The sequence below is a fragment of the Bacillus seohaeanensis genome, from assembly GCF_042684945.1.
GTDB lineage: Bacteria > Bacillota > Bacilli > Bacillales > Bacillaceae_B > Rossellomorea > Rossellomorea seohaeanensis.
Window position 1 is genome coordinate 1 of sequence record NZ_JBHUMF010000025.1, and the last position, 23,473, is coordinate 23,473.

The following is a 23,473-nucleotide window of genomic DNA, read 5'->3' on the forward strand; positions in this document are numbered from 1 at the left end:
ACAAGAAAATGCCACAAAAAATTTGCGGCATTTTCATTGACGTAATCTTTTTTCAACACAGTGAAAGGATTGATTCTAAAAAAGAATCAATCCTTTTTTGCTGGGAAATTGGGTGGCAGCCTGTTGTACGACAAATATATTTTCTCTATTTATCACACACTAAGGACACATGGTATTATTACTTCTCTTTATAAAAATATGATACACTTGGTAAGAAAAACGATTGATGGAATGAAGGCAGTGAATATAAATGTTACTAAATAAATTAGTTGTAATAGATCTTGAAACGACAGGGAATTCCCCTAAAAAAGGTGAAAAAATTATTCAGCTCTCTGCTGTAATAATTGAAAACGGGAAAATTGTTGATCAGTATACATCCTTTGTTAACCCTGAAAAGTCAATCCCTGTATTTATTGAAGAATTGACAGGAATCAACGATGAATTAGTAGAGGGTGCCCCTTTGTTTGCTGAAATTGCTCCAAAAATATTGGAGATATTGGATGAAGCAGTCTTTGTTGCTCACAATGTGAATTTTGACCTTTCCTTTTTACAAGGTGAATTAGAAAATGCAGGTTATAATACATTTTCGGGCCCTTCATTTGATACAGTTGAATTAGCAAAAATTGCACTACCCACAGCAGACAGTTTCAAGTTATCAGAGTTATCCACACAATTAGATGTAAGTCATGTTAGACCACATCAAGCTGACAGCGATGCCTATGTCACAGCAGAAATACTTTTGCATATGGTGAACGAATTATCTGAGCTCCCGCTTGTGACTTTAGAGAAACTTTTAGAGTTATCTTCATTTTTAAAAAGCGATTTAGAACTTTTATTTAGAGAAATATTGAAAGAAAAACAAGCACATGTGGAAGATTTACCACTCGATCTTGAGGTATATAGAGGAATTGCACTTAAAAAGAAAGCACCTATCGATCGTGTGGATAGTGATTGGGAGATGCAACACATAGATAAAGACAACATTGAGGGGTTATTAAAAGAGAATATTCCATTTTATGAAAATAGAACGGAACAAATGAAAATGATGAAGGCAGTAAGTGAGTCCTTACATGAGTCCTCCCATTTACTAGTAGAAGCAGGTACAGGAGTAGGGAAATCATTAGCTTATTTACTTCCTGCAGTTCTTTTTTCAAAAACAAATAAAAAACCAGTTGTTATAAGTACTTTTACTATCCAACTTCAAGAGCAGTTACTTCATAAAGAAGTTAATACGCTGAAAAAAATGCTAGGAATCCCACTCTATACAGTGTTATTGAAGGGGAAAAATCATTACATACATTTATTTAAATTTGAGCAGTCATTAAGAGATCATGATCCCCAATATGATATTGTACTGACGAAAATGCAAATTTTAGTCTGGCTAACAAGAACCATTACAGGCGACATAAATGAATTGAATTTAACGTCTGGCGGGAGATTATTTTTGACTCGTCTCCGTCATGATGGCTGGCATTTACCACATCAAAAAGACCCTTGGGTAGGGAAAGATTTTTATTTACATGCAAGAAAGAATGCAAGTGATGCAGATTTGATTATTACGAATCATTCTCTACTACTAGCAGATGTTGCAAGCGAAAATAGTATGCTGCCTAGTTATGAATATTTAATCATTGACGAAGCACATCATTTAGAAAAATCTGCCCGTCAACATTTAGGAATCGTACTTGACTATTTATCGATAAAGTTCACGATTTCACAGCTTGGTATGCTGGAACAAAAACAGCTCTTCTATAAATTAGAGGAAATACTCCAAGTACACCAAATTACAGACACATCTCGTTCATTTGAACTAGATTTCCAACTGCAAAATTTTTATCAGGAAATGGATGAGGCGATGCAGTTGTTGGCAAGTGTCTTTTATAAAAAGGCAAAAAAGAGAAAAGGAATTCAAAAAATACAACTCCGCCTTTCAGAAACAATCTTGAAAAGTAAAGAATGGCAGCCAGTTAAAATTATCATGGAAAGAATAGTTTCCGATATGAATATAATTGACCGTCAAATGTATGAAAAGCTCGATAAACTAAAAGAAAAGACGAACAAGTTAAAAGACGTGGAGAAAGCAATAGTAGAAGAGGCCTACAGTTTCTTGTTAGAGTGGGTCGAACTAAAAACAAATATTAAAAATATCTTTTTACAAGAACTTGAAGACTATGTAATTTGGCTTGATGGAGACATTCGTTCTCTGCCAAATAGCTTAGTTGTCCAAGCTCAACCGATAGCGGTTCAATCAGAAATGCAAACAGAAATTTTCCAAAAGAAAAAAAGTGTTATATTAACCTCTGCAACGTTAACTGTGAATGGTACGTTTAATTACTTCATGCAAGAGATTGGGTTAAACAAAAAAGAGGTGAAACAGCTGATGTTGAGCTCTCCTTTTCACTATAAAGAAATCTCAAAATTATTTGTTCCAACAGAAATACCTGATATAGGGCAAGTATCAACTGATGAGTATGTAGAAGCAGTCAGTTCTCATTTAATAGGTGTTGCAGAGGTTACAAAGGGCAGAATGTTAATTTTATTCACTTCTTATGACATGCTAAGAAAAACATATGATCTCATGAAAGATAGCGGATTACTAGAGGATTATGTGTTAATGGCTCAAGGAATTACCTCAGGGAGCAGAACAAGATTGACCAAAAACTTCCAGCGTTTCGATAAAGCAATTCTTTTTGGAACAAGCAGTTTTTGGGAAGGAGTCGATATCCCTGGAGAGGATCTGTCTTGCTTAGCAATGGTCAGGTTACCATTCTCTCCTCCAGATGAGCCTGTAGCGGAAGCGAAATCGGAGTGGCTAAAGGAACAAGGAAAAAACCCATTTTCAGCAAATGCGCTTCCAGAAGCAGTTATTCGTTTTAAGCAAGGAGTAGGAAGGTTAATTAGACGAAGTAGTGACAGAGGAATTGTCATCGTATATGATCGCAGAATTGTTACAACTCGTTATGGAAAGGCGTTTTTACAGTCAATACCGAATATACCGGTTCACCAAGAAGAGTTACCGGAATTGTTAGGTCGGATAGAGGAGTGGCTTTAAAACAAAAGCGGCAATTTAACTTTAAGGTACGAGAAATAAAGAAATAGGGATAATTTACAATAGTACAACACAATCTAAAGGATGGAGTTTTTTTCCTTTTTTAAAGCACTGTATTATAGTAGACATACTAGTATAGAGTGAATAGTTTGGTGGAGGTTTAGTAATATGAGATTGTGTTGTGTTATAGTATTTCTTAGTTTTTTTATTGTAAATTCATCATATGGAGCAACACCACAAATAGATTTAAATTTACAAGAAGATGAGTTCGCTATTAGTTTTTTGCCACTTAAAGAAGGAGAGGTAGCAATTTTACATCTTCCCTCAGGAGGCCAGTATTTGATTAATACAGGTCCAGTATCTATGATGGATAAGCTGTATTTTTATTTAAACCACTTTCAATATACCAATATAAAGGGAATTCTTATTACAGAAGAATCAGAGTATTATCCTGAAAGTATAAAGAAAATCCAAGATGATTTTCCGGTAGAGCAAGTTTATATAGGATCTAAACTTGTTAAGGCGCAAAAAGGTAAACTGCCGCCAAATGCATTTAGTTGGGATAAAAATAAAGTTCTTACTATTTCTCCAAATCTATCACTGCATCTACTCCAAGAAGGAAGTGAGAAAGGAGAAGGATTGAATTTTACTATTACCTTCTTTAAACAACGGTTTTTATGGCTGAGCTCTCATTCTAAAAGTACAGAATCTCTATTAATGAAGAGGATTCTAAAAGATATTTGTATCATGAAAATTCCCGTAGAATCCAAAACGGAGACAATATCAGATAAATTACTGAAGCATATCGACCCGCAAACAGCTATTTTATACCGTTCTAAAGAAAAAATGCTGAATGGAGAACTTTTGGAATCAATAAACGAAACATGGATTGATTTATATTTAACGGGTCAACATGGATTAATTTCTATAAAATTCAATCAGACTTATTATGAAGTGATTACCTATTAATGGGGACAGATAGAATAAAGTATTCATGCTCATTAACTATGGGATAAAATTAAACGTAAAACGTATAAGTAATGTAGCAATTAATTCATAAAAAAAGAGCTGCAGATTATGCAGCTAAAATATGTGTGGATTAGAAAAAGTTTTTAAATTCCTTATACCATGTTATGTTATGTTGTTGTTATAATGAGATGTAGTAACCGACTGTACTATTATTGTGGCTGTTTTTTCTGTTAATATAAATAACAATATTTGTGTCTAAAGTTAAAAAAGTGGAAGTTAAGACAGTTCTGTTAATACTATCTTGCTTGAGTGCAAAATGTTCATTACTTCTGTATATATCATTAGTAATTGTAAACAGGGGGAAACAGAGGAGGAAAAAGGTTGGAAAGTAAAATAGAGGTTTTATCTACTTTGCGAATAAGCTATTCTGACGACTTATATAAGATGGTTGATGTATTAAATAAAACGTTAAAAAAAGATGATTTAATGTTTGGATTAGCTTTGGATCCAGAAGATCAAGAGCAGGCAATCTTTACAATCTATCGTACATAAAGAGTGATAAATAGTGAAAAAATGGATAATAATTTTTAGTATTTTATTTTTAGTAGTTATTTCTGTATCAATTTTTATTTATTTTAATTCCCGCAATCCGCTCGAAACAGACATCGAAAAAGCAGTTGCAAGAGCAAAAGAAGAATCATCAATTGAAAGTATTGATGAGACCTCTTACTATAACAGTTCAAAGTCTTATATCGTTATTAGAGGAAAGAATGCTGAAGAAGAAAATATTATTGTATGGGTACCAAAAAAGTCCGGTGAAATTGTTGAAAAAAAATGGGCAAATGGTATTACAGAAAAACAGGCAATCAATAAACTAAAGGATGAAAAACAACCAAAAGAAATCCTTTCCGTCCATCTTGGTCTTGAATCGGTAGGTCCCGTTTGGGAAATTACCTACTTAGATGATAAAGAACATTTAAATTACTTTTATCTATTGTTCGAGAATGGTGAATGGTGGAGGAAAATTGAAAACTTGTAATAGGGGGAACCTAAAATGAAAATTAAATTAGCTAACCGCGTAAGTGCACTCACACCTTCTTCTACTTTGGCGATTACAGCAAAAGCAAAAGAAATGAAAGCACAAGGTATTGATGTTATTGGACTAGGTGCAGGTGAGCCGGATTTTAATACACCTCAGCATATTATTGATGCGGCAAATAATTCGATGGTTGAAGGACAAACAAAATATACACCGTCTGGCGGTTTAGCTTCATTAAAAGATTCCATTATACAAAAGTTTAAAACCGACCAAGGCATTCAATACGATGCATCAGAAATTATTGTTACAAACGGTGCAAAACATGGTCTATATACATTATTTCAGGTGTTATTAAATGATGGCGATGAAGTAATTATCCCAACACCGTATTGGGTAAGTTACCCTGAACAAGTAAAGCTCGCTGGAGGAAATCCGGTCATTGTCGAAGGAAAAGAAACAAATTCATTTAAAATTACTCCAGAGCAACTTGAAGCAAGTATAACAACTAACACAAAAGCAGTGATTATTAACTCTCCAAGCAACCCTACTGGTATGTTGTATACAAGAGAAGAATTAACTGCTTTAGGTGAGGTTTGTGTAAAGCATAATGTATTGATTGTATCAGATGAAATTTATGAAAAGTTAGTATACGCAGACCATAAACATGTTTCCATAGCGGAAATTTCGCCAAAGCTTAAAGAGCAGACAATTATAATTAACGGTGTTTCCAAGTCACATAGCATGACTGGCTGGAGAATCGGCTATGCTGCAGGGAATAGTACTATTATTAAAGCAATGACAAACCTTGCTAGTCATTCAACGTCTAACCCGACTACAACATCACAATACGCAGCTATTGCAGCATATGAAGGTACACAAGAGCCTGTTGAAACAATGAGAAAAGCGTTTGAAGAAAGGTTGAATGTTGTTTATAAAACATTAGAAGAAATTCCTGGATTTCAGTGCCTAAAACCACAAGGAGCTTTTTATTTATTCCCTAATGTAGTAGAAGCTGCACAAAAAACAGGCTATGAGAATGTTGATGATTTTGCCAAATCTCTTTTAGAAGAGGCAAAGGTTGCAGTAATACCTGGTTCAGGCTTCGGTTCTCCAAACAATATTCGCTTATCCTATGCAACTTCTTTAGAAGCGCTTGAGGCTGCAGTGGAGAGAATTCATAAATTTGTTGTGGGGAAAATGTCATAAAAAGGAGTTTCGATTAGTGGGGAGTTTTACATCCCCACTTTTATTAGTAAATAGGAATGATATCAAAGTTGCATTACTATTGCTACTCGATATTCTGATATGTATAATATAAAACGATACATATCGACAGTTTTTTATGTTTTTTGGAGGGAAATCTATCGTGAAAACTACAATTGCAGAAGTAAGTAAGTTTGTTGGAGAAGAAGTAAAAATAGGTGCTTGGTTAGCCAACAAACGTTCAAGTGGAAAAATTGCCTTTCTTCAACTACGTGATGGTACTGGATTTATACAAGGTGTCGTTGTCAAAAGTGAAGTAGAGGAAGAAATATTTAAATTAGCAAAATCCATAACGCAAGAAACATCCTTATACATTACAGGGGAAGTAACAGAGGATACTCGTTCACCTTTCGGGTATGAACTTCAAGTTAAAGGTATTGAAGTAATACACGAAGCTGTAGATTATCCTATTACCCCTAAAGAACATGGTACAGAATTTTTAATGGATCATCGTCATTTATGGCTCCGTTCACGCAAGCAACATGCGGTAATGAAAATCCGTAATGAAATTATTCGTGCAACATATGAGTTTTTTAATAAAGAAGGATTTGTAAAAGTAGATCCACCTATTTTAACAGGAAGTGCTCCAGAAGGAACGACGGAACTTTTTGCAACAAAATATTTTGATGAAGATGCCTACCTTTCCCAAAGTGGACAGCTTTATATGGAAGCTGCAGCAATGGCATTAGGAAAAGTATTTTCATTCGGTCCTACATTTAGAGCGGAAAAATCAAAAACTCGTCGTCATTTGATTGAATTTTGGATGATTGAACCTGAAATGGCATTTTATGAATTTGAGGAAAATTTAGTTGTTCAAGAACAATATGTGTCGTTTATTGTCCAATCAGTACTGAAGAATTGTAAGTTAGAACTAGAAAGATTGGAAAGAGACACAGAGAAACTGCAAAAGATTCAAGCACCATTCCCAAGAATTTCTTATGATGATGCTCTTAAAATGCTTCATGAAAAAGGATTCGATGACATTGAGTGGGGCGATGACTTTGGGGCACCCCATGAAACGGCAATTGCAGAAAGCTTTGATATGCCTGTATTTATCACACACTATCCTACATCATTAAAGCCATTTTATATGCAACCTGATGCAAATAGAGACGATGTAGTACTTTGTGCAGACTTAATTGCTCCAGAAGGATACGGTGAAATCATTGGTGGTTCAGAACGTATTCATGATGCAGAACTATTGAAACAACGCATCGAAGAACATGATTTGGCTTCTGATGCTTACAAATGGTATTTAGAGCTAAGAAAATATGGTTCAGTACCGCATTCCGGTTTCGGATTAGGACTAGAAAGAACTGTAGCGTGGATCAGTGGCGTAGAACATGTACGTGAAACAATCCCATTCCCACGCTTGTTAAATCGTTTATATCCTTAATGAAAAGCGAAAGAAGAGAGGTTTCCATCAGGACCTCTCTTCTTTTATCTTGTGGCTTAGGAAACTATAAAATAGTCTTATATAGGGTAACCTTTCTAACGAAGCAGTTTACGTTTAGCTTCAACAGCTAGAGAATCGAGGTCTTTTTTAAAGGCTGTTTGTATGAAAAAAGTATTTTTTAGCATTACAAAATTAACCAAAATGAATTGATTCTACACCATTTTGGCACTAAATTTGCTTTTTTATAATAGATGGTGGCGGCTTTGTTTCAGCCGCCATGTGAGTTTTTCGTAAAGGTTGTTGCTTTTTAACGGAAATCAACGGGCTAAATCTACAAGTAAAACAACAATCTATGAGAAAAGAGCCTTTTTGAAGAAACAACTGAGGGTAAAAGGGGAAATCTCTAGGGGTTTCTTGAAAAAGCTTGTCGCCTCTAAACATGCCATCCCTGCATTTATTCTGGAAAGCAAATAAAGAGAACAAATTTACTATAAACTTATTGCTAAATATAATAGGAAAAATATTGGATAAACCTTTTCCATGTCCACATATACTTACTACATGATATACTAAAGATGAGGTGTGAAGATGATGGATTATAAAAATATAATGGTCTCTTGGATGAAAGAAGGAACGCTTAGCATTCCTCAGCTTCTAGTTAAGCATTATAATAAGCTAGGTCTTAACGAGACTGAATTTGTTTTACTTATCCAAGTGTACGGGTTTCTTCAAAAGGGGAATACTTTTCCGACACCAGAAGAATTGTCTTCCAATATGAGCATTTCATCAGAACAATGCTCATCTATATTAAGAAAACTAATACAACAACAATTTCTATCTATTGAAGAAGGAAATGCTCCCAACGGCATTTTATATGAACAATATTCTTTTCAGACATTATGGGAAAAACTAGCGGATTATTTAGTCCAAGAATCAAAAATGCAGCAAATGCAAAGGTCGATGGAAGAGGAAAAAGATATTTATTCATGTTTTGAACAGGAATTTGGCCGTCCTCTTTCACCTCTAGAGTGTGAATCCTTGGCAATGTGGATTGATCAGGATGGACATAATCCGGTGATTGTAAAAGCTGCCTTGCGTGAAGCTGTAATGTCAGGAAAGCTTAACTTTAGATATATTGATCGTATTTTGTTTGAGTGGAAGAAAAACGGAGTTAAAACAATTGAGGATGCCAGAGATCAAGGACAACGTTTCCGCTCTCACCAAAAAAACAATGTTTCAAGTGGCCAGACTAAAGAACAGCGGAAAACAGTACCATTTTACAACTGGTTAGAGCAATAAAATAAAACTTTAATCATTAAGCTTTACTACCCGCTAATGCGGGATAACAAAGTATATTACAGAGGGACTGGCTTAGTTGTCAGTCCATTCTTTTTGAATGAAGGTGAAATTAAAATGTTAACAATAAAACAAATTGAGTTTTGTCTTGAAGAAATGGAAAAAATGTATCCTGATGCTCATTGTGAATTAGTTCATAAAAATCCTTTTGAATTGGTTATTGCGGTGCTTTTGTCAGCACAATGTACAGATGCATTAGTAAATAAAGTAACAAAAGGCTTATTTCAAAAATATCACTCACCACAGGATTTTTTAAATGTGCCTTTAGAAGAACTTCAAAATGATATTCGTTCCATTGGTCTTTATCGAAACAAAGCAAAAAATATTCAAAAATTATGTAAGATAATAATAGAAGAATATGGTGGAGAGGTTCCAAGAGAACATGAGCAACTGGTGAAGTTACCTGGGGTTGGAAGAAAGACAGCAAATGTAGTTGTTTCTGTAGCTTTCGGGGTGCCTGCTTTAGCTGTTGACACGCATGTAGAACGAGTATCTAAAAGACTTGGTATTTGTAGATGGAAAGATAGTGTACTCGAAGTAGAAAAAACACTTATGAAAAAAATACCGAGGGAAAAGTGGTCTGAAACCCATCATCGATTAATTTTCTTTGGAAGATATCACTGTAAAGCACAGTCGCCTCAATGTGAAATCTGTCCATTGCTTGATCTGTGCCGTGAAGGACAGAAAAGAATGAAAAGGAGAAATAAAGCATGAGTGAGGTAGAGTTTAGCATCCCCAAACCTCTCGATAACTCCTATTTCTTCCCACAACAAAAGGTGATGATCGACAAAGACGATATTAACTGTGTTGATCCTTTTTTTGCGTATGAAATTTTGTATTATTCAAACAGACTATCAAAACCATACCCATGGGAAAATCAAGAGGAGTCCATTCTATCTGTTATCGCCTTGTGGGAAAAGGAGAAGCGGATACTAGCAGAATTGTATTCTAAAAGGTCAAAGGAAATGCAGAGTAATATGAAAAAGGGAATTGCATTATTTTATATGTTAATTTTCTGGAGTAATGATAAGCCAGTACAGCTTACTAACGAAATAAATACGATGGAGGACTGGAATCTAAAAGCAGTGAACTTAGAAGAGCGTTTAGACTTTGTAGTGAACAATCCACATTTGTATCATTCGTTTGCTCAGCTATCTGAATTATTTATGGAACAGCATAAATTATTTGCCAAAAAACAAGCACTTCAAAAACGGTAAAAAAAAGACGTCTACCCAAGAGGATAGACGTTTTTTTGTACTTTATTACTAAATGAAACATTTCTTAGTTATTGAGCTACAGGGTCCTGATCAGGTTCCCCGCTGGCAGGGGGGGTATCGACGTCTTCACCTTCTCCACCTTCATCAGTTGCAGGAGGGGGAGTATCGGCATCTTCTGTATTGTCTTCTTGACCATCTCCATTGTTCCCATTGCCATGGCCGTTCCCGTTGTTGCCAGGCCCATGGCCGTTCCCGTTATTACCGTTATCGTTCCCATGACCATTGCCATTGTTTCCTTCATTGTTATGGTCTTCATTGTTTTCGGTATCTTCGTTATTATCTTCATCTTGGTTGTCTTTTTCTTTGTCTTTAACCTCAATACTTACTGTTGCAGGATCACTTCGTTCACCATCAACTATTGCCGTTACTTCAAATGTGTAAGTTCCAGCAGCAATGTTATCGACATTTAATCCTTTTTCTTTTGTAGTCGTTAGTACTTGTTTTTCTTGTCCGTTTGTAGAAGCAGATACTTCAAATTTAGCATTTTTGTTACCCTTATAATCCCATGTAAGTGTAATGGACTGTTTGTCTTTATCATACTTAGCTTTCAAACCAGTTGGAGCATCCATTTTATCAAATTGCTGTGATACTTTAGTAGGTGTTGTTCCTCGAACAAACAGTTCCGTTGTAATTCTGTCACTAGGTGTGTAGTCACTTGGAAGTCTTGCTGGGTTAGAACCAATCTCTATAGGTGTTTCAACTACACTGTCGGGCTTCTTAAAGTCAGGCGTTTCAATGCCTTCATGAATACTGCTCATTATATCTTTTATCATGTATTGTGCGATATGTCTTTCTTTTGGACTAAGTGGATATTTTCTAGAATCGTATCCTGTCCAAACGGAAGCAGTATAGTTCGTTGTATAACCAACAAACCATGAATCAGGAGCATCACTTTTTAATAGATCATATTTTTGTCGTTCCTCACTTGTATAGTTCGTTGTACCTGATTTTCCAGCCATGTGGAGGTTTGGTACATTCGCAAATACTCCTGTTGCACCAGGATTTAATACATCTTTTAACATATCCGTTATCATATATGCAGTGTAGTCTTTCATTGCCGGAACTGGTTCTACTTTATTTTTAATTTCTGTTTCACCATCACGCAATATGACTTTTGTTACGGTATGAGGCTTATTATAGAAACCATTGTTTCCGAATGCTGCATAGGCACCAGCCATTTGGACTGTATTGACACCAGGTGTACCACCTAAAGCATATGCTTCATAAACAGGGTCAAAGTTAATTCCTAAATTAGATAAGAAGCTTCCAGCCTTTTCTAAACCGACTTCCTGTAACGTTTTTACAGCAGGGACGTTTCGAGAATCCCACAATGCTTCTCTAATGGAAATGTTACCCTTGAATTGACCATCCCAGTTATTAATATTGATATCAGTATCCGTGTATTGATAAGGTTCATCATTTATTTGATGGTATGTTGACCACTTTAAATATTCAATTGCTGGTGCATAATCAAGTAATGGTTTGATGGTTGAACCAGGTTGACGTTTACTGTCAACTGCATAGTTAAAGCCACGTTTTACTTCATCTTGACTACGCCCGCCACCTATAGCACGGATTTCACCAGTTTGCGTGTCTAGTAGTGTAACACCAGCTTGCATTGTTTGACCTTCAAATCTTGTCGGGTAAGTAATTCCAGATTCACCTGCAAGTACTTCCTCCACTCTTGTTTGTGCCTTTGGATCAAGCGTCGTGTACACTTTTAAACCGTCTTTAAAGAGATCATATTCTCCCATATCTCTTACTTCGTCAATTACTACATCAACGAATGCAGGATACTTGTCACCAGACTCTGCTTGGCGTTTTTCGGCATCAACCAATCCTTCTGTGATTGGTATGGCTTGAGCTTTTTCCATCTCTGTTTTTGAGATTTTATCATGCTGGTGCATTAGTGACAGCACGATGTTACGACGTTTTTCTGCTTTTTCCGGATAATCAAATGGATTATAGTTATTTGGACTTTGTGGCATTCCAGCAATTAATGCAGCTTCATGTAATTCAAGATCCTTAATATCTTTACCGTAATAATAATCTGCCGCTGTAGCCATTCCATGGATACCATCCGACATGTACACTTTGTTGAAATACATTTCAAAAATTTCTTCTTTCGTGTATTCCTGTTCAAGTTTTATCGCTAACCACGCTTCTTGAGCTTTACGCTCTAACGTTTTTTCAGCTGTTAAAAAAGACCCCTTTATTACCTGTTGCGTAATGGTTGAGGCCCCTTCTGAACCAAACCCATCTGTAAAGTTAGCAATAACCGCTCCTCCTAGGCGTATTGGGTCAATACCGTTATGTTTATAGAAACGATTATCTTCCGTGGCAAGTACAGCGTCTTCCATTACTTTCGGTATATCATCAAAGTTTGCGTATTCTCTTTTTTCTGTTCCTACTGTAGTAATCAAATCGCCGTTCATATCATATATTTCTGAGGCGATTGGATCTTTTAGAAGGGACTCATCCAATTTAGGGGAATTGCTTGCGTAATAGGCAAACAACCCAGCACCAGCTAACATACCGACAATTCCTAATATAAAAAGAGTAATAATCACACGTTTAACAAGTGAACCTCTTTTCCGTTTCGTTTTTTTAGACTTCTGCTGGGCTTTGCGTTTTTCTTCCCGTGAATTATATTGACCAGCCATAAAATTTTCCTCGCTTTCAAGTCTCTGTCTATTTAGTATTAACAAAGTTTGTGAATAATACTATACACAGAAAGGACATTCTAATAAGTAAATATTTCGTGAAAGTTATCATCATTCACAAAAATAATTTTTCAACCGTTTTTAAATAATCAATTCTTGGATGAAAACCGATAGCAATCTTATATCCCATTTCCTCTATTTCTTGTTTTTTTATTGATTTTCTTCCTCCGCTTTTCATTCGATCCCAAAATTTAAGCAGGGCAGGGAAAGGGAGAAGATATATTTCCTCTACTAAAGAAAAACGTAGAAGGACAAAAGCTATTCCATCTTGATTTGTCACTTTTTTCATATGCTCTATTTGATGTTCATGAAAGTTTTGTAGTGGAAAGCTTGTTTTGTTTTTTGTTTCTTTTGCCTCAAAGTCAACGTATCTGCCTCTATATAGTCCATTATAATCAGTTGTCGACGGTTGTTTAAAATAGGCTTCTTTAATAACAGCAGCACTTCTTTGTGGATAATGGACATCTACTATTTGTACAGGTGTCGGCTTCTTATGAATAACTGCAATATCTTGTGCCAAGTAATACTCATTTGTTTCATTGATATCTTCTTCGAGTGTCATTCCACGATTGCTATACGATATCTGTTTCGATTTCACTTTTCTTTTTTGTGGGGGTTGTTTTGGTTCGAATTTTTTTCCATTTGGATAATGGAAGTTCATGGTACTGCACCACCTCGCAAACTAAACTATATCATAACAGAAACAACTGAAAGATGGGTGAATAAAAAGTATCAAATCCCGTCAACATATCCCTAAAAGGTCGAATGAGGCTGATTATATGTATAATAAAACTATTTTTCAACGTTTTTTACCCATTATCTCAAAGAATAAACGAAAATCAGAATGGGTGGCTAAAATATCGAGCAGGATTGACCTTCATAATTTAGATAATATATCAAGGACGCTTGCCTATCAAAGATTTTATATGCATCACCCTGAAATTAAATGGTCATTGTTAGCTTCTTTAGTCTCTAGGAATGCTGGATGGAATATGACAGACCTAAAAGGTGCATGGTATCCACTTCTATTGAAGGAGAAAATGCAGCATCTTCTTTTTTTAACGTATGAAAAGGCAAACTGGTGTATTTTTCAAGATGCTTTTCCGCAATTGCTTATCTATCATTATTCGACGTTATACAACGAAAATTTGTTTCATTTATTAGAAGAATTTCACGTATCGCAATTTATGATAGAGGAGTGGAACAGATATTGGGAGCAAAAAGATGGAGACAGGCTTATGCAGGCTTTAATAATTAATGAACAAAATGTAATTCAAAAGCCTGTTATTGAACACCCTCTTTATAAAAGGAAAATTTTTCGTTCAGGACTCTTTTTTGTAGAAGATCATTTTCACTTTAATTCGGTCGTTTTTCCTACAATTACTGGTGAACTTTATGGAGCGAGTGCTCACGATTTTAGAAGTCTTGATAAAAGAATTAGGCTAGGAAACATATTATCGCAAATTTTATTTGATAAAGAGTTATATCCTCATTTTTTGACGTTTAGTTTAAAAACAGTGCCAACAGGATCGAGGAAAGAATATGAACGATACTGTAAAGACCCTCCTTATACTGGAACATCCATTTTGAGGACAATTTATCCGATTGTAAATCACCACATTCGAGAATACGAAGATTGGTCACAAAAGGGGAAGGTGAAAAAGAAGTGGTTTAAGAAGAGTTCGGTGCCAGATAAGATTCTTCTTACAGATTGGTTTTTTCAAAAACAACGACAAATTCAAAAACTGATATTATTAAAAGAAAAATGGACTAAATAATGGGCTGAGCGGAAGTTGCTACCTTCCGCTCAGCCCATTAGACTGTTTGTGTCTAGCTCCAGCGGCTGACCAAGCCGCTTCTGCTTTTCTAAGTAGATGGACGGTCAGGACCTTCTAGTTTTGGATTTCCTTTAGAAGCTTTTGTTTCTACACGATTTTTTTCTTTTCGATTTTGTTCTTTGCTATTTTGCTTCGCCATCACCAAACACCTCCCGATATTATTGTTTGAAACTCTCGGTTATCTCATACCATAAAACTGTCGAAAAATGAATTAGTATTGTTTGATAACCACTTTCTTTGCCGAATGAAAACTAGTTTTGTCATGTGTGAAGGGATGCCGGATTTAAGCGAGAATAAATTAACTAAACAAATAAAAAGATGGGAGGATTTTGAATGCTTCCGAAACAGGATATTTTATTAAAGCTCGCCGAAATTGAAGAAGGAATTGATCAGTTAGAAATAGGGTTATTCAACAGGATCAATGAGGAAAAAAGGAATAAGGAAGTATCACTTCGCGCCAATGTAGAAAAAGCCGAAGCAAAACTTGCAGTTCTAGATAAAATGTTAGACAACAACACAAATACAGTTAAAAAAGAATCTCTATTTAAAGTCCAAAATCTTGAATTATCTTATAAGACAACCTAAAATGAGGTTAGAAAAGTAGACTGACTTAAGTATAATAGCAGTCTGCTTTTTTACTTCGAAAAGATGGAGGACTTCTAGTGCAAGAACTTCGTGAGCTTACATTACAATTAATTAGTCTTACAGAAAAAATGATGGATGAATATAAACGAAGACGGAGTACAGGGGAAAAAGGAGATTTCTATAGTGAAGTTAAACCATTTGCCGATGAAGTAAAAGCGATAAATGATAAGTGGAAACAACAATCACTCATTTGGATTAATAAGTACCATCCGAAAAATCTTCACGCACCACAAATAGAAAATACTTCGGACAATATTGAAATGCTTTCCGTTCATTGCTTTTTTCCTGAATCTAGCTACAACCGTTTTATTAGTCATTATCAGTCCGTTATTTATGTACTTGGTACAGAGAGAGATTTGCTTACTCTTTAAAAAAGTAGGCTTTCCCTTCTAACAGTATGGAAAAGTCTGCTGGGGACGGACGCCGCAAGTAATTAGCAAACACTAAATATAAAAGTGAAGAAGACCTCGATACTAGACATTATCGTAAAAACTTTACTTTTTTGGCACTGGGTTTGCTTTTTTATATTAGGTAGTGGCTTGGTTTCAGCTGCCATGTGAGTTTTTCGTAAGGTTTGTTGTTTTTAATGGCAAACCCACTGAGTTGATTGAAGCGGAGTCTAGTGCCCGTAGCGGAAATCAATAGACAGAATTCATAAGTGAAAACAACAATCTATGAGAAAAGAGCCTTATAAAAAGAGCTGACCATCGATTTTGGTCAGCTTTTTCTAAATCAGTTAATCGGTATATACGTATCTTGTTTAGAATTCTGTTCTATATTTTTCACTAAGCTTTTGTAATCTTGAAAGGAAATTTCATTTGAGATGTAAAATCTTTTTGCTAAAGTTAGTAACTCTTCATAATCAATCTTGTCATTGTTCTTTGTTACTTTGTACTTTTTCAATAGTTCACTCAAATTCATTGTGAAAATTCCTCCCCTTATCGTTCCTTTTCCGTAAATATGAATAACCTCTCTGTAGTCATATCCTAACATGAAATTTAATATTTTTAAGTTTTGAGAATAATGGAACTTCCGACAAGACTCTGCGAGTGTTGTCGAATATTCTGTGTTGAATTATTGCGCTTATGTTGATCTCAGCCTCTCTAAGAATAATGTCTTTATAAAAGTAAATAACGACGTATCACCATGGATGAATTGAAAACATAGAATATAGTAACTATTGGTTTGTGAGTGAATGGTAAACTTTATACACGTTTTTTTAGGGGGAGTAAAGTATATTTCTGTTATAAATAATTACTCCTACCACCACATAATTTAGCCCGAGGAGGATAAGAATGAATAGATTTCAACCTCAAAGAAGGATGCACCGTAACTATTATCCATACCCGCCGATACCGTACACAGCTCAAAATCCGATGGGCCCAGTAAATTATCCAGGCTATCATCCTAACCCATACAATTCAGTAAATATGCCTCCAGCACAAGGAAGTACTAATTATGCGAATCCTTATCCGGTGTCGCAAGGAGGCAGTAACAAGGTATCTTATTTCGATAACCCTCTGCAGCATGAGGAATACAATCCATATCAGCAAGCGGCCTATAAGCAGCAATATCATCAACCATCTGTCGCCAACCCCTATCCAAAAGCAAGTTTCATGGCGAAACCACAGGGATCTGGGATAAGTTCAATTGTGAATTCCTTTAAGTCGCAGGACGGCTCGTTTGACTTTAATAAGGTTATGAATACAACCGGGCAAATGATGAATGCTGTCAGTCAAGTATCGTCAATGGTAAAAGGATTAGGCGGATTCTTTAAGGTATAGGGTAAACCTGTACCTTATATTTTTTAGAAAAAAGGACTGGTCATAGACCAAGTCCTTGATAGGTAGTATGTGTTAATTAAAATAGATCTCATTTAATTATTCGATTTCAATTTTCTTTCCGGATAGTTTCGTGAGTTTCAATGTTAAAAGGCCGTCACGATAGGATGCTTTTGTATTTCTGTCGTCAATAGCAGTGGAGAAGGGAATTGTTCTGGTACTTCTTTGCACAGATCTTCTTCGTTTTATTGAATGGTTTTGCTCATTTTCTTCAGTGAAATCTTCTTCATTATTTACTGTAATCGTAATGTGTTGAGGATAGATATCAATATCGATTGCATCTTTTTTAACACCTGGCAACTGTGCTTCCACTATATAATGCGTTTTTGTTTCTTCCAGTTCAACTGGAAAGGCACCGAAAGGGTTATGAGACGAAGAAAAAAAGGAGTCAATGCTCTGAAGAATTCCTTTCGCAGGCCGTTCATGGAAAAATTCATTCATACTGTTCATCAAATCCCCAAATCCATTTTTCTTCGAAGAATCATCAGAAAAATTGTTGTTCATCGCTGGATGCTCCTTTCCATCATACGTTATCCCGCATTAACGGGCAGTAGGCTCTAACCTCAAGGCTTGAGAGAATTGAAGTTTCACCTTATCAATTTAATGTATGAATTTTTAAAAGAAATTGTGCCGATTACCTAAGTGTAAACGTAGGAAATAGACAATAATTTTAGCAAGATTTGTCTTGGATATTTTTCTTTTGATTCGAACGTAGATTCGATAGAATAGAAGAAAGAGCTCTTATCCGCTCTAATTGAATGAGGTGAAGATTGTGTTCAAAAAAAATAGTCTGAAAGAGCTAATTCAATCGTTTAAAACAAATGATCAATATAGAAAGCAAATAATTCATTGGCAAACAATAGAAGAAAAACAAGCAGAGACGGTTCCGTTTCCAGAAGAAATAAATCAAAAATTAAAGGAAGCGTTAGGGAACAGAGGCATTCGGGAACTTTATACACACCAAAGGGTAGCCTTCGATTATGCTGTGAATGGTAAAAGTTTTACTGCAGTGACTCCGACAGCTTCTGGAAAAACATTATGCTATAACCTTCCTGTATTACAGTCCATTTTAGATAATCCAAGTGCTAGAGCTCTTTATATTTTTCCGACGAAGGCATTAGCACAGGATCAAAAAAGTGAGTTAAATGAAATTATTACAGAAACAGGTGCGGCAATTAACAGTTATACCTACGATGGGGACACAGCAGCCAATATACGACAAAAGGTTAGAAAAGCTGGACATGTTGTCATTACAAATCCGGATATGCTTCATTCGGCAATATTACCCCACCATACAAAGTGGGTATCGCTATTCGAGAATTTGAAATATGTTGTGATAGATGAGTTACATATATACAGAGGTGTATTTGGTAGTCATGTAGCGAATGTAATTAGAAGGTTAAAGCGGATTTGTACGTTTTATGGTGCAAACCCTATTTTTATATGTACATCTGCAACCATCGCTAACCCACAGGAGCTTGCCGAAAATTTGACAGGAGAGGATATGCAACTTATCGATAAAAATGGTGCTCCAAGCGGTAAAAAGCATTTTGTTTTTTACAATCCCCCTATCGTAAATCGACAACTAAATATTCGTCGAAGTGCTACTTTAGAAGTAAGAAAAATTGCAGGAGATTTATTAAAAAATAAAATCCAGACGATTGTTTTTGCTAGAAGTAGAGTAAGAGTGGAGATAATTCTAACTTATTTACAAGAGCTAGTAAAAGCACAACTTGGACCTAAATCTATTAGAGGTTATCGAGGTGGTTATCTTCCGACGCAAAGAAGGGAAATTGAAAAGGGACTCCGACATGGTGATATATATGGGGTAGTGAGTACGAATGCCCTGGAACTTGGTGTTGATATAGGACAACTTCAAGTTTGTATAATGACAGGTTATCCCGGTACAATCGCTAGTGCGTGGCAACAGGCTGGTCGTGCAGGGAGACGACATGGTGAATCACTTGTCATTATGGTCGCAAGCTCTAGTCCGTTAGATCAATATATTATCGATCACCCGCAATACTTTTTTCAACAAACACCAGAAACAGCAAGAATAAATCCAGATAACTTAATAATTCTTGTCGACCATATAAAATGTGCTGCTTATGAGCTTCCTTTTAAAGAAGGAGAACAATTCGGAAATATAGATGTTGAAGATATATTAGAATTTTTAGTAGATGAAAGAGTAATTCATAAAAATAGGAATAAGTGGCATTGGATGAATGATTCCTTTCCCGCTCACAATATAAGTTTGCGATCCGCATCACAGGAAAATGTCATTATTATTGATCAAAGTGATGTAGCGAATGTAAAGGTTATTGGAGAGATGGATCGCTTTTCTGCTATGACACTTCTTCATGATGAAGCAATTTATTTGCATCAAGGGAGACAATATCAAGTTGAATTTCTTGATTGGGACGAGAAGAAGGCATTTGTCCGTGAAGTAGATGTTGATTACTTTACCGATGCGAATTTAGCTGTGCAATTAAGGGTCCTAGAAATAGATAAACAAACTGATTATAATGAAATAGAAATTGCCTTTGGTGATGTTACTGTACAGGCAATGGCAACCATATTTAAAAAGATAAAGTTTGATACGCATGAAAACATTGGATCGGGTCCTATCCACTTGCCGGAAGAGGAACTTCATACAAGCGCCTCCTGGATATCGCTAAAAGAACAAGTGGATCTCACGCAAGACCGTCTTGAAGAAGGGTTAATTGGTGCAGCACAAAGCTTAAAAGCAATTATACCTTTATTTGTGATGTGTGACCCAAGCGATATTTTTGTTGTGCCACAAGTTAAAGCTTCTCATAATGAAAAACCGACGATATTCGTCTATGATCGATATCCTGGCGGAGTTGGTTTAAGTGAAAAAGTTTATAATGAATTTCCTAATATTTTGCAAGAAGCTGCCCAGATGATTATTCAATGTCCATGTGAAAGCGGTTGTCCATCCTGTATCGGAACGGAACATTCTTCGCACAAAGCAAAACAAGATACATTAAAACTATTAAAATTATTTACTATAGAATAGATAAAGAAAAACTTGCAAAAGGGAGGAGAGGAGGTTATGTCACTGAAAAATAAATTGAATCGCATGAAAAAACATATTGTTCGAGAAGAAGATAAGGTCGAGCAAACAGTCACTATGCCTGCTGATAGTGGGGTGACTATTCCTGACTATGAAAAATGGAAACAGCATGGAGTAAAGGCGTACTACTTTGATGACGATTATTGTCTTATAAAAGAAAAACGTTATCCGCTTGGTACAAAGCATGGAAACTACAAATTTAAAGATTTAATTGACGCTGTGGTGGGTTGGCAAACTTTCTGTGGCGAACATCCACTTTCTTCTAAAGGTCTTGGGCATGAGGATCTTTTTTTCTTTGATACGGAAACGACTGGATTAGGAGGAGGAGCTGGGAATACCATTTTTTTATTAGGGTATGCAAAAGTGGAAAGGGATGAAGTCATTCTCAGGCAACATTTATTACCACAGCCTGGAAGTGAAATACCTTTATATAATAGTTTTTTAGAGAAGGTCGATTATACAACATTAGTAACCTATAATGGAAAAGCATTCGATTGGCCTCAAGTAAAGACAAGGCATACTCTTATAAAAGAACACGTGCCTATGTTACCTTCGTTCGGTCATTTTGATTTATTTCATGGTTCGAGAAGGCTGTTTAAACACAGGATAGACCGGGTAAAATTAACCAATGTAGAAAAAGAGGTGCTAGGATTTCATCGAGTTGATGATGTCCCAGGTTATTTAGCTCCGATGATTTATTTTGATTTTGTAGAGAGAAAAGATCCGGAAGCTTTATTAAAAGTAATGGAACATAATGAATTGGATATTCTCTCTCTCATTACCTTGTATACACATCTATCTAAACAAATTTTAGGGGAAGAGAAAGATGTGAGTTCCGAAGAAAGCTACGCTGTTGGGAAATGGTTAGAGTATACGGGAAATGACACGCTTGCAAAGGAACAATATAAAAAGGTTATAAATGCTTCCGAGAAGGTGAATTATGAAGCAGTGCATGCACTTGCTTATCAATATAAAAAGGAAAAGAATTTCAAAAAAGCATCTGAGCTTTGGTCAGAAATAGTTGACACAGCACCTTACACGATTAAGAAAGAAGCCCTAATCGAACTTGCCAAAATATATGAACATAAAAATAAAGAGTACCAAAAAGCTTTAGAAATGTGCGACGAGGCTATAAGTTTATATTCTCGTTATCTTACTAGTGAAAGAAAAGAAGATTCCTTCCTTAAGGATATAAACCATAGAAAAGAAAGGGTTCAGCGAAAACTTGCGAATACTGATTAATTATTTCCTAGGTAAATACAAGGAGCAGTTAAAGAGAATAATGTTTGGGATAACTTGTTAAAACATCCTAAATATTATTCTTTTATCTTTAATTTACTGTTGTTAACAGTCGAGAAAAGTTGTAAAATGTAGAATTGTGTTGAAATTTAAAAGTTTAGATAGGATGATGTAAATGAACCGCGCTATTTTGGTATTGTTCTTTGTCGTTATAGGCTTGACGGCTTTTGTTTTTTCTAATTTTCGTGGTAATTTATACAGCTTTTTATAATAAAGGCGGTAACAGTTTAGAAAAATAGGTGTATGAATTAGTACATGTTCCCTCTCGTTTTCATAGGCTATTAATGTAGCAACTATAAAGATGAAAGGAGATCATGAATATGCATTGTCGACCAAGACCAAATCAAGTGCTTCCGGCTGTGGTACATCCCACAAAGTGCTGTGTGAATCACACTCATTCAACTTATGAGGTGCCACATATTCACCCTCAGCATACAACTAATGTAAATCATATTAATTACCAGCATAAACACTATTTCCCACAAACACAATCAGCAGTAGACAGTGTTTCTCACCAACAATTTAACTGTGGCGGCGGACCAGGTGGACCTAGACCAAGACCTCCTTATGGCCCATATGGAATGGGACGCTAACAGAGTAAGACGATAAGGGAATCTTTCTTTTAGAAGGTGCAAAAGTATCTTTGAAAAGGGAGTTTTCCCTTTTCCTTTGTCTAGCTCGCTGTGAAAAAGATGATGTATCTCTAAAGGCAAAAGGTGCCTTTTAAGATACATCTCTATTTTCTTCACGAGCTGACCGAGCCGCTTTCGCTTTTCTTTGTCTAGCTCCAGCGGCTAGCTCGTTGTGAAAAAGATGATGTATCTCTAAAGGCAAAAGGCACCTTTTGAGATACATCCCTATTTTCTTCACGAGCTGATCGAGCCGCTTTCGCTTTTCTGTATCTAAGGAATTAATTTTTTGTAACAAATTTGACATTCTTTCAATATATGGTAAATACACTTTAACATGGAAATCTGGTACAATAATACGTAAGTAAGGTGCTCCTTCAATCCAAAAATTAGGGAGTGGTTTCATTTGGCCTTTGTAGTGGCTGTTTCAGGATATAAATCCTTTGAGTTAGGATTATTTAAACAAGAAGACCCGGCAATAGTATACATAAAAAGGGCTATTGAAAAGGAGTTAGTCTCCTTGATAGATGAGGGATTAGAGTGGGTATTAGTAAGTGGACAACTTGGTGTGGAATTATGGGCTGCTGAAGTTGTATTTGAACTTCAGCATGAATATCCAGACTTAAAACTTGCAGTGCTAACACCTTTTCTAAAACAAGAAGAAAACTGGAATGAAAATAATAAGGAATACTATGAAATGGTTGTGTCGCAAGCAGATTTTGTGGAAAGCCTATCAAAAGAACCGTATAAATCTCCACAGCAATTTCGTAATAAAAATCAATTCTTTTTGCAAAAAAGTAATTGTCTACTCCTTGTTTATGACGAAGAAAAAGAAGGATCCCCTAAATACTTATATGAATTAGCAAAAAAATATCAGGAAAATCACAAATTTGATATTAGAACTATATCGTTTATGGACCTCCAGTGGGTGGTAGAAGAAGAGCAGTGGAAGAATAATTAAGTTTACAGCCTCTAATAAGGATGCGATTAACCATTGGGGCATTAACTGCTACTTCTAAGAAAGAGAAGTTTACCGACAACTAATGTGGGAT

22 protein-coding genes are annotated in these 23,473 nt (G+C 35.7%); 17 read left to right on the top strand and 5 right to left on the bottom strand.

The features are described from left to right. Positions 1-250: 250 nt before the first annotated feature. From dinG to ACFSUL_RS10275, 9 genes are all read left to right on the top strand, one after another. Positions 251-3,052, top strand: coding sequence for an ATP-dependent DNA helicase DinG (gene dinG / locus ACFSUL_RS10235; protein WP_377935055.1), 2,802 nt, complete (start codon positions 251-253; stop codon positions 3,050-3,052). A 165-nt stretch (positions 3,053-3,217) separates the two neighbouring features. Continuing rightward, positions 3,218-4,018, top strand: coding sequence for a hypothetical protein (locus ACFSUL_RS10240; RefSeq protein ID WP_377935057.1), 801 nt, complete (start codon positions 3,218-3,220; stop codon positions 4,016-4,018). 381 nt (positions 4,019-4,399) lie between these two features. After that, the gene (locus ACFSUL_RS10245; RefSeq protein WP_377935059.1) at positions 4,400-4,570 is read left to right on the top strand and encodes a YpmA family protein; all 171 of its coding nucleotides are present in this window, start codon (positions 4,400-4,402) and stop codon (positions 4,568-4,570) included. Between the two features lie 13 nt (positions 4,571-4,583). Continuing rightward, positions 4,584-5,057, top strand: a complete 474-nt coding sequence (locus tag ACFSUL_RS10250) for a cell wall elongation regulator TseB-like domain-containing protein (RefSeq protein WP_377935061.1) — start codon at positions 4,584-4,586, stop codon at positions 5,055-5,057. 21 nt (positions 5,058-5,078) lie between these two features. Further along, positions 5,079-6,263 (top strand): pyridoxal phosphate-dependent aminotransferase, encoded by a 1,185-nt coding sequence (locus tag ACFSUL_RS10255; RefSeq protein WP_377935103.1) that lies wholly within the window; start codon positions 5,079-5,081, stop codon positions 6,261-6,263. Positions 6,264-6,423: 160 nt separating this feature from the next. After that, a complete protein-coding gene (gene asnS / locus ACFSUL_RS10260) occupies positions 6,424-7,716 on the top strand; it encodes an asparagine--tRNA ligase (RefSeq protein WP_377935063.1) in 1,293 nt (430 codons plus the stop codon). A 591-nt stretch (positions 7,717-8,307) separates the two neighbouring features. Continuing rightward, positions 8,308-9,015 (top strand): DnaD domain-containing protein, encoded by a 708-nt coding sequence (locus tag ACFSUL_RS10265; protein ID WP_377935105.1) that lies wholly within the window; start codon positions 8,308-8,310, stop codon positions 9,013-9,015. Between the two features lie 114 nt (positions 9,016-9,129). Next, positions 9,130-9,786 (top strand): endonuclease III, encoded by a 657-nt coding sequence (gene nth, locus ACFSUL_RS10270; RefSeq protein WP_377935065.1) that lies wholly within the window; start codon positions 9,130-9,132, stop codon positions 9,784-9,786. Next, a complete protein-coding gene (locus tag ACFSUL_RS10275) occupies positions 9,783-10,289 on the top strand; it encodes a YpoC family protein (RefSeq protein WP_377935067.1) in 507 nt (168 codons plus the stop codon). The genes nth and ACFSUL_RS10275 overlap by 4 nt, the downstream gene beginning before the upstream one ends. Before the next feature lie 68 nt (positions 10,290-10,357). Here ACFSUL_RS10275 and ACFSUL_RS10280 read toward each other — a convergent pair whose 3' ends face one another. Further along, positions 10,358-13,012 (bottom strand): transglycosylase domain-containing protein, encoded by a 2,655-nt coding sequence (locus ACFSUL_RS10280; protein WP_377935068.1) that lies wholly within the window; start codon positions 13,010-13,012, stop codon positions 10,358-10,360. A gap of 115 nt (positions 13,013-13,127) precedes the next feature. Beyond that, positions 13,128-13,733, bottom strand: a complete 606-nt coding sequence (gene recU, locus ACFSUL_RS10285; protein WP_377935069.1) for a Holliday junction resolvase RecU — start codon at positions 13,731-13,733, stop codon at positions 13,128-13,130. 118 nt (positions 13,734-13,851) lie between these two features. Between recU and ACFSUL_RS10290 the strand changes: the two genes are divergently transcribed. The 3 genes from ACFSUL_RS10290 (at position 13,852) to ACFSUL_RS10300 (ending at position 15,926) form a co-directional block, all read left to right on the top strand. Beyond that, entirely contained in the window at positions 13,852-14,850 is a 999-nt protein-coding gene (locus tag ACFSUL_RS10290; RefSeq protein WP_377935071.1) for a DUF2515 family protein, read from the top strand. 393 nt (positions 14,851-15,243) lie between these two features. Then, positions 15,244-15,495 carry a hypothetical protein gene (locus tag ACFSUL_RS10295; protein ID WP_377935073.1) on the top strand — a complete coding sequence of 84 codons (252 nt, stop codon included), beginning with the start codon at positions 15,244-15,246 and terminating at the stop codon, positions 15,493-15,495. Between the two features lie 77 nt (positions 15,496-15,572). Then, a complete protein-coding gene (locus ACFSUL_RS10300; RefSeq protein ID WP_377935075.1) occupies positions 15,573-15,926 on the top strand; it encodes a YppE family protein in 354 nt (117 codons plus the stop codon). Between the two features lie 361 nt (positions 15,927-16,287). Here ACFSUL_RS10300 and yppF read toward each other — a convergent pair whose 3' ends face one another. Next, positions 16,288-16,476, bottom strand: coding sequence for a YppF family protein (yppF, locus tag ACFSUL_RS10305; protein WP_377935077.1), 189 nt, complete (start codon positions 16,474-16,476; stop codon positions 16,288-16,290). Positions 16,477-16,850: 374 nt separating this feature from the next. Here yppF and ACFSUL_RS10310 point away from each other — a divergent pair, with 374 nt between their 5' ends. After that, entirely contained in the window at positions 16,851-17,339 is a 489-nt protein-coding gene (locus ACFSUL_RS10310) for a YppG family protein (RefSeq protein ID WP_377935079.1), read from the top strand. 96 nt (positions 17,340-17,435) lie between these two features. Here ACFSUL_RS10310 and ACFSUL_RS10315 read toward each other — a convergent pair whose 3' ends face one another. After that, complete coding sequence (locus ACFSUL_RS10315; protein WP_377935081.1) at positions 17,436-17,900, bottom strand: Hsp20/alpha crystallin family protein; 465 nt, start codon at positions 17,898-17,900, stop codon at positions 17,436-17,438. 286 nt (positions 17,901-18,186) lie between these two features. Here ACFSUL_RS10315 and ACFSUL_RS10320 point away from each other — a divergent pair, with 286 nt between their 5' ends. From ACFSUL_RS10320 to ACFSUL_RS10330, 3 genes are all read left to right on the top strand, one after another. Continuing rightward, positions 18,187-20,436 (top strand): DEAD/DEAH box helicase, encoded by a 2,250-nt coding sequence (locus ACFSUL_RS10320; protein WP_449237062.1) that lies wholly within the window; start codon positions 18,187-18,189, stop codon positions 20,434-20,436. 36 nt (positions 20,437-20,472) lie between these two features. Continuing rightward, positions 20,473-21,735, top strand: a complete 1,263-nt coding sequence (locus tag ACFSUL_RS10325) for a ribonuclease H-like domain-containing protein (protein ID WP_377935083.1) — start codon at positions 20,473-20,475, stop codon at positions 21,733-21,735. Positions 21,736-22,112: 377 nt separating this feature from the next. Then, positions 22,113-22,385 carry a CotD family spore coat protein gene (locus ACFSUL_RS10330; protein WP_377935085.1) on the top strand — a complete coding sequence of 91 codons (273 nt, stop codon included), beginning with the start codon at positions 22,113-22,115 and terminating at the stop codon, positions 22,383-22,385. A 130-nt stretch (positions 22,386-22,515) separates the two neighbouring features. On the opposite strand, the gene ACFSUL_RS10335 is transcribed toward ACFSUL_RS10330, so the two are convergent. Then, on the bottom strand, positions 22,516-22,719 hold the full coding sequence (locus ACFSUL_RS10335; RefSeq protein WP_377935087.1) for a hypothetical protein: 204 nt from the start codon (positions 22,717-22,719) through the stop codon (positions 22,516-22,518). Positions 22,720-22,827: 108 nt separating this feature from the next. Here ACFSUL_RS10335 and ACFSUL_RS10340 point away from each other — a divergent pair, with 108 nt between their 5' ends. Further along, positions 22,828-23,382, top strand: a complete 555-nt coding sequence (locus ACFSUL_RS10340; protein ID WP_377935089.1) for a DUF1273 domain-containing protein — start codon at positions 22,828-22,830, stop codon at positions 23,380-23,382. Positions 23,383-23,473 lie beyond the last annotated feature (91 nt).

Bases quoted from the DNA above. Each gene is read 5' to 3' on its own strand.
- ACFSUL_RS10240 (WP_377935057.1), top strand. From the start codon at position 3,218: ATGAGATTGTGTTGTGTTATAGTATTTCTTAGTTTTTTTATTGTAAAT.
- nth (WP_377935065.1), top strand. From the start codon at position 9,130: ATGTTAACAATAAAACAAATTGAGTTTTGTCTTGAAGAAATGGAAAAA.
- ACFSUL_RS10265 (WP_377935105.1), top strand. From the start codon at position 8,308: ATGGATTATAAAAATATAATGGTCTCTTGGATGAAAGAAGGAACGCTT.
- ACFSUL_RS10315 (WP_377935081.1), bottom strand. From the start codon at position 17,900: ATGAACAACAATTTTTCTGATGATTCTTCGAAGAAAAATGGATTTGGG.
- ACFSUL_RS10325 (WP_377935083.1), top strand. From the start codon at position 20,473: ATGTCACTGAAAAATAAATTGAATCGCATGAAAAAACATATTGTTCGA.
- ACFSUL_RS10330 (WP_377935085.1), top strand. From the start codon at position 22,113: ATGCATTGTCGACCAAGACCAAATCAAGTGCTTCCGGCTGTGGTACAT.
- ACFSUL_RS10275 (WP_377935067.1), top strand. From the start codon at position 9,783: ATGAGTGAGGTAGAGTTTAGCATCCCCAAACCTCTCGATAACTCCTAT.
- ACFSUL_RS10310 (WP_377935079.1), top strand. From the start codon at position 16,851: ATGAATAGATTTCAACCTCAAAGAAGGATGCACCGTAACTATTATCCA.
- recU (WP_377935069.1), bottom strand. From the start codon at position 13,733: ATGAACTTCCATTATCCAAATGGAAAAAAATTCGAACCAAAACAACCC.
- ACFSUL_RS10295 (WP_377935073.1), top strand. From the start codon at position 15,244: ATGCTTCCGAAACAGGATATTTTATTAAAGCTCGCCGAAATTGAAGAA.
- yppF (WP_377935077.1), bottom strand. From the start codon at position 16,476: ATGAATTTGAGTGAACTATTGAAAAAGTACAAAGTAACAAAGAACAAT.
- dinG (WP_377935055.1), top strand. From the start codon at position 251: ATGTTACTAAATAAATTAGTTGTAATAGATCTTGAAACGACAGGGAAT.
- ACFSUL_RS10290 (WP_377935071.1), top strand. From the start codon at position 13,852: ATGTATAATAAAACTATTTTTCAACGTTTTTTACCCATTATCTCAAAG.
- ACFSUL_RS10280 (WP_377935068.1), bottom strand. From the start codon at position 13,012: ATGGCTGGTCAATATAATTCACGGGAAGAAAAACGCAAAGCCCAGCAG.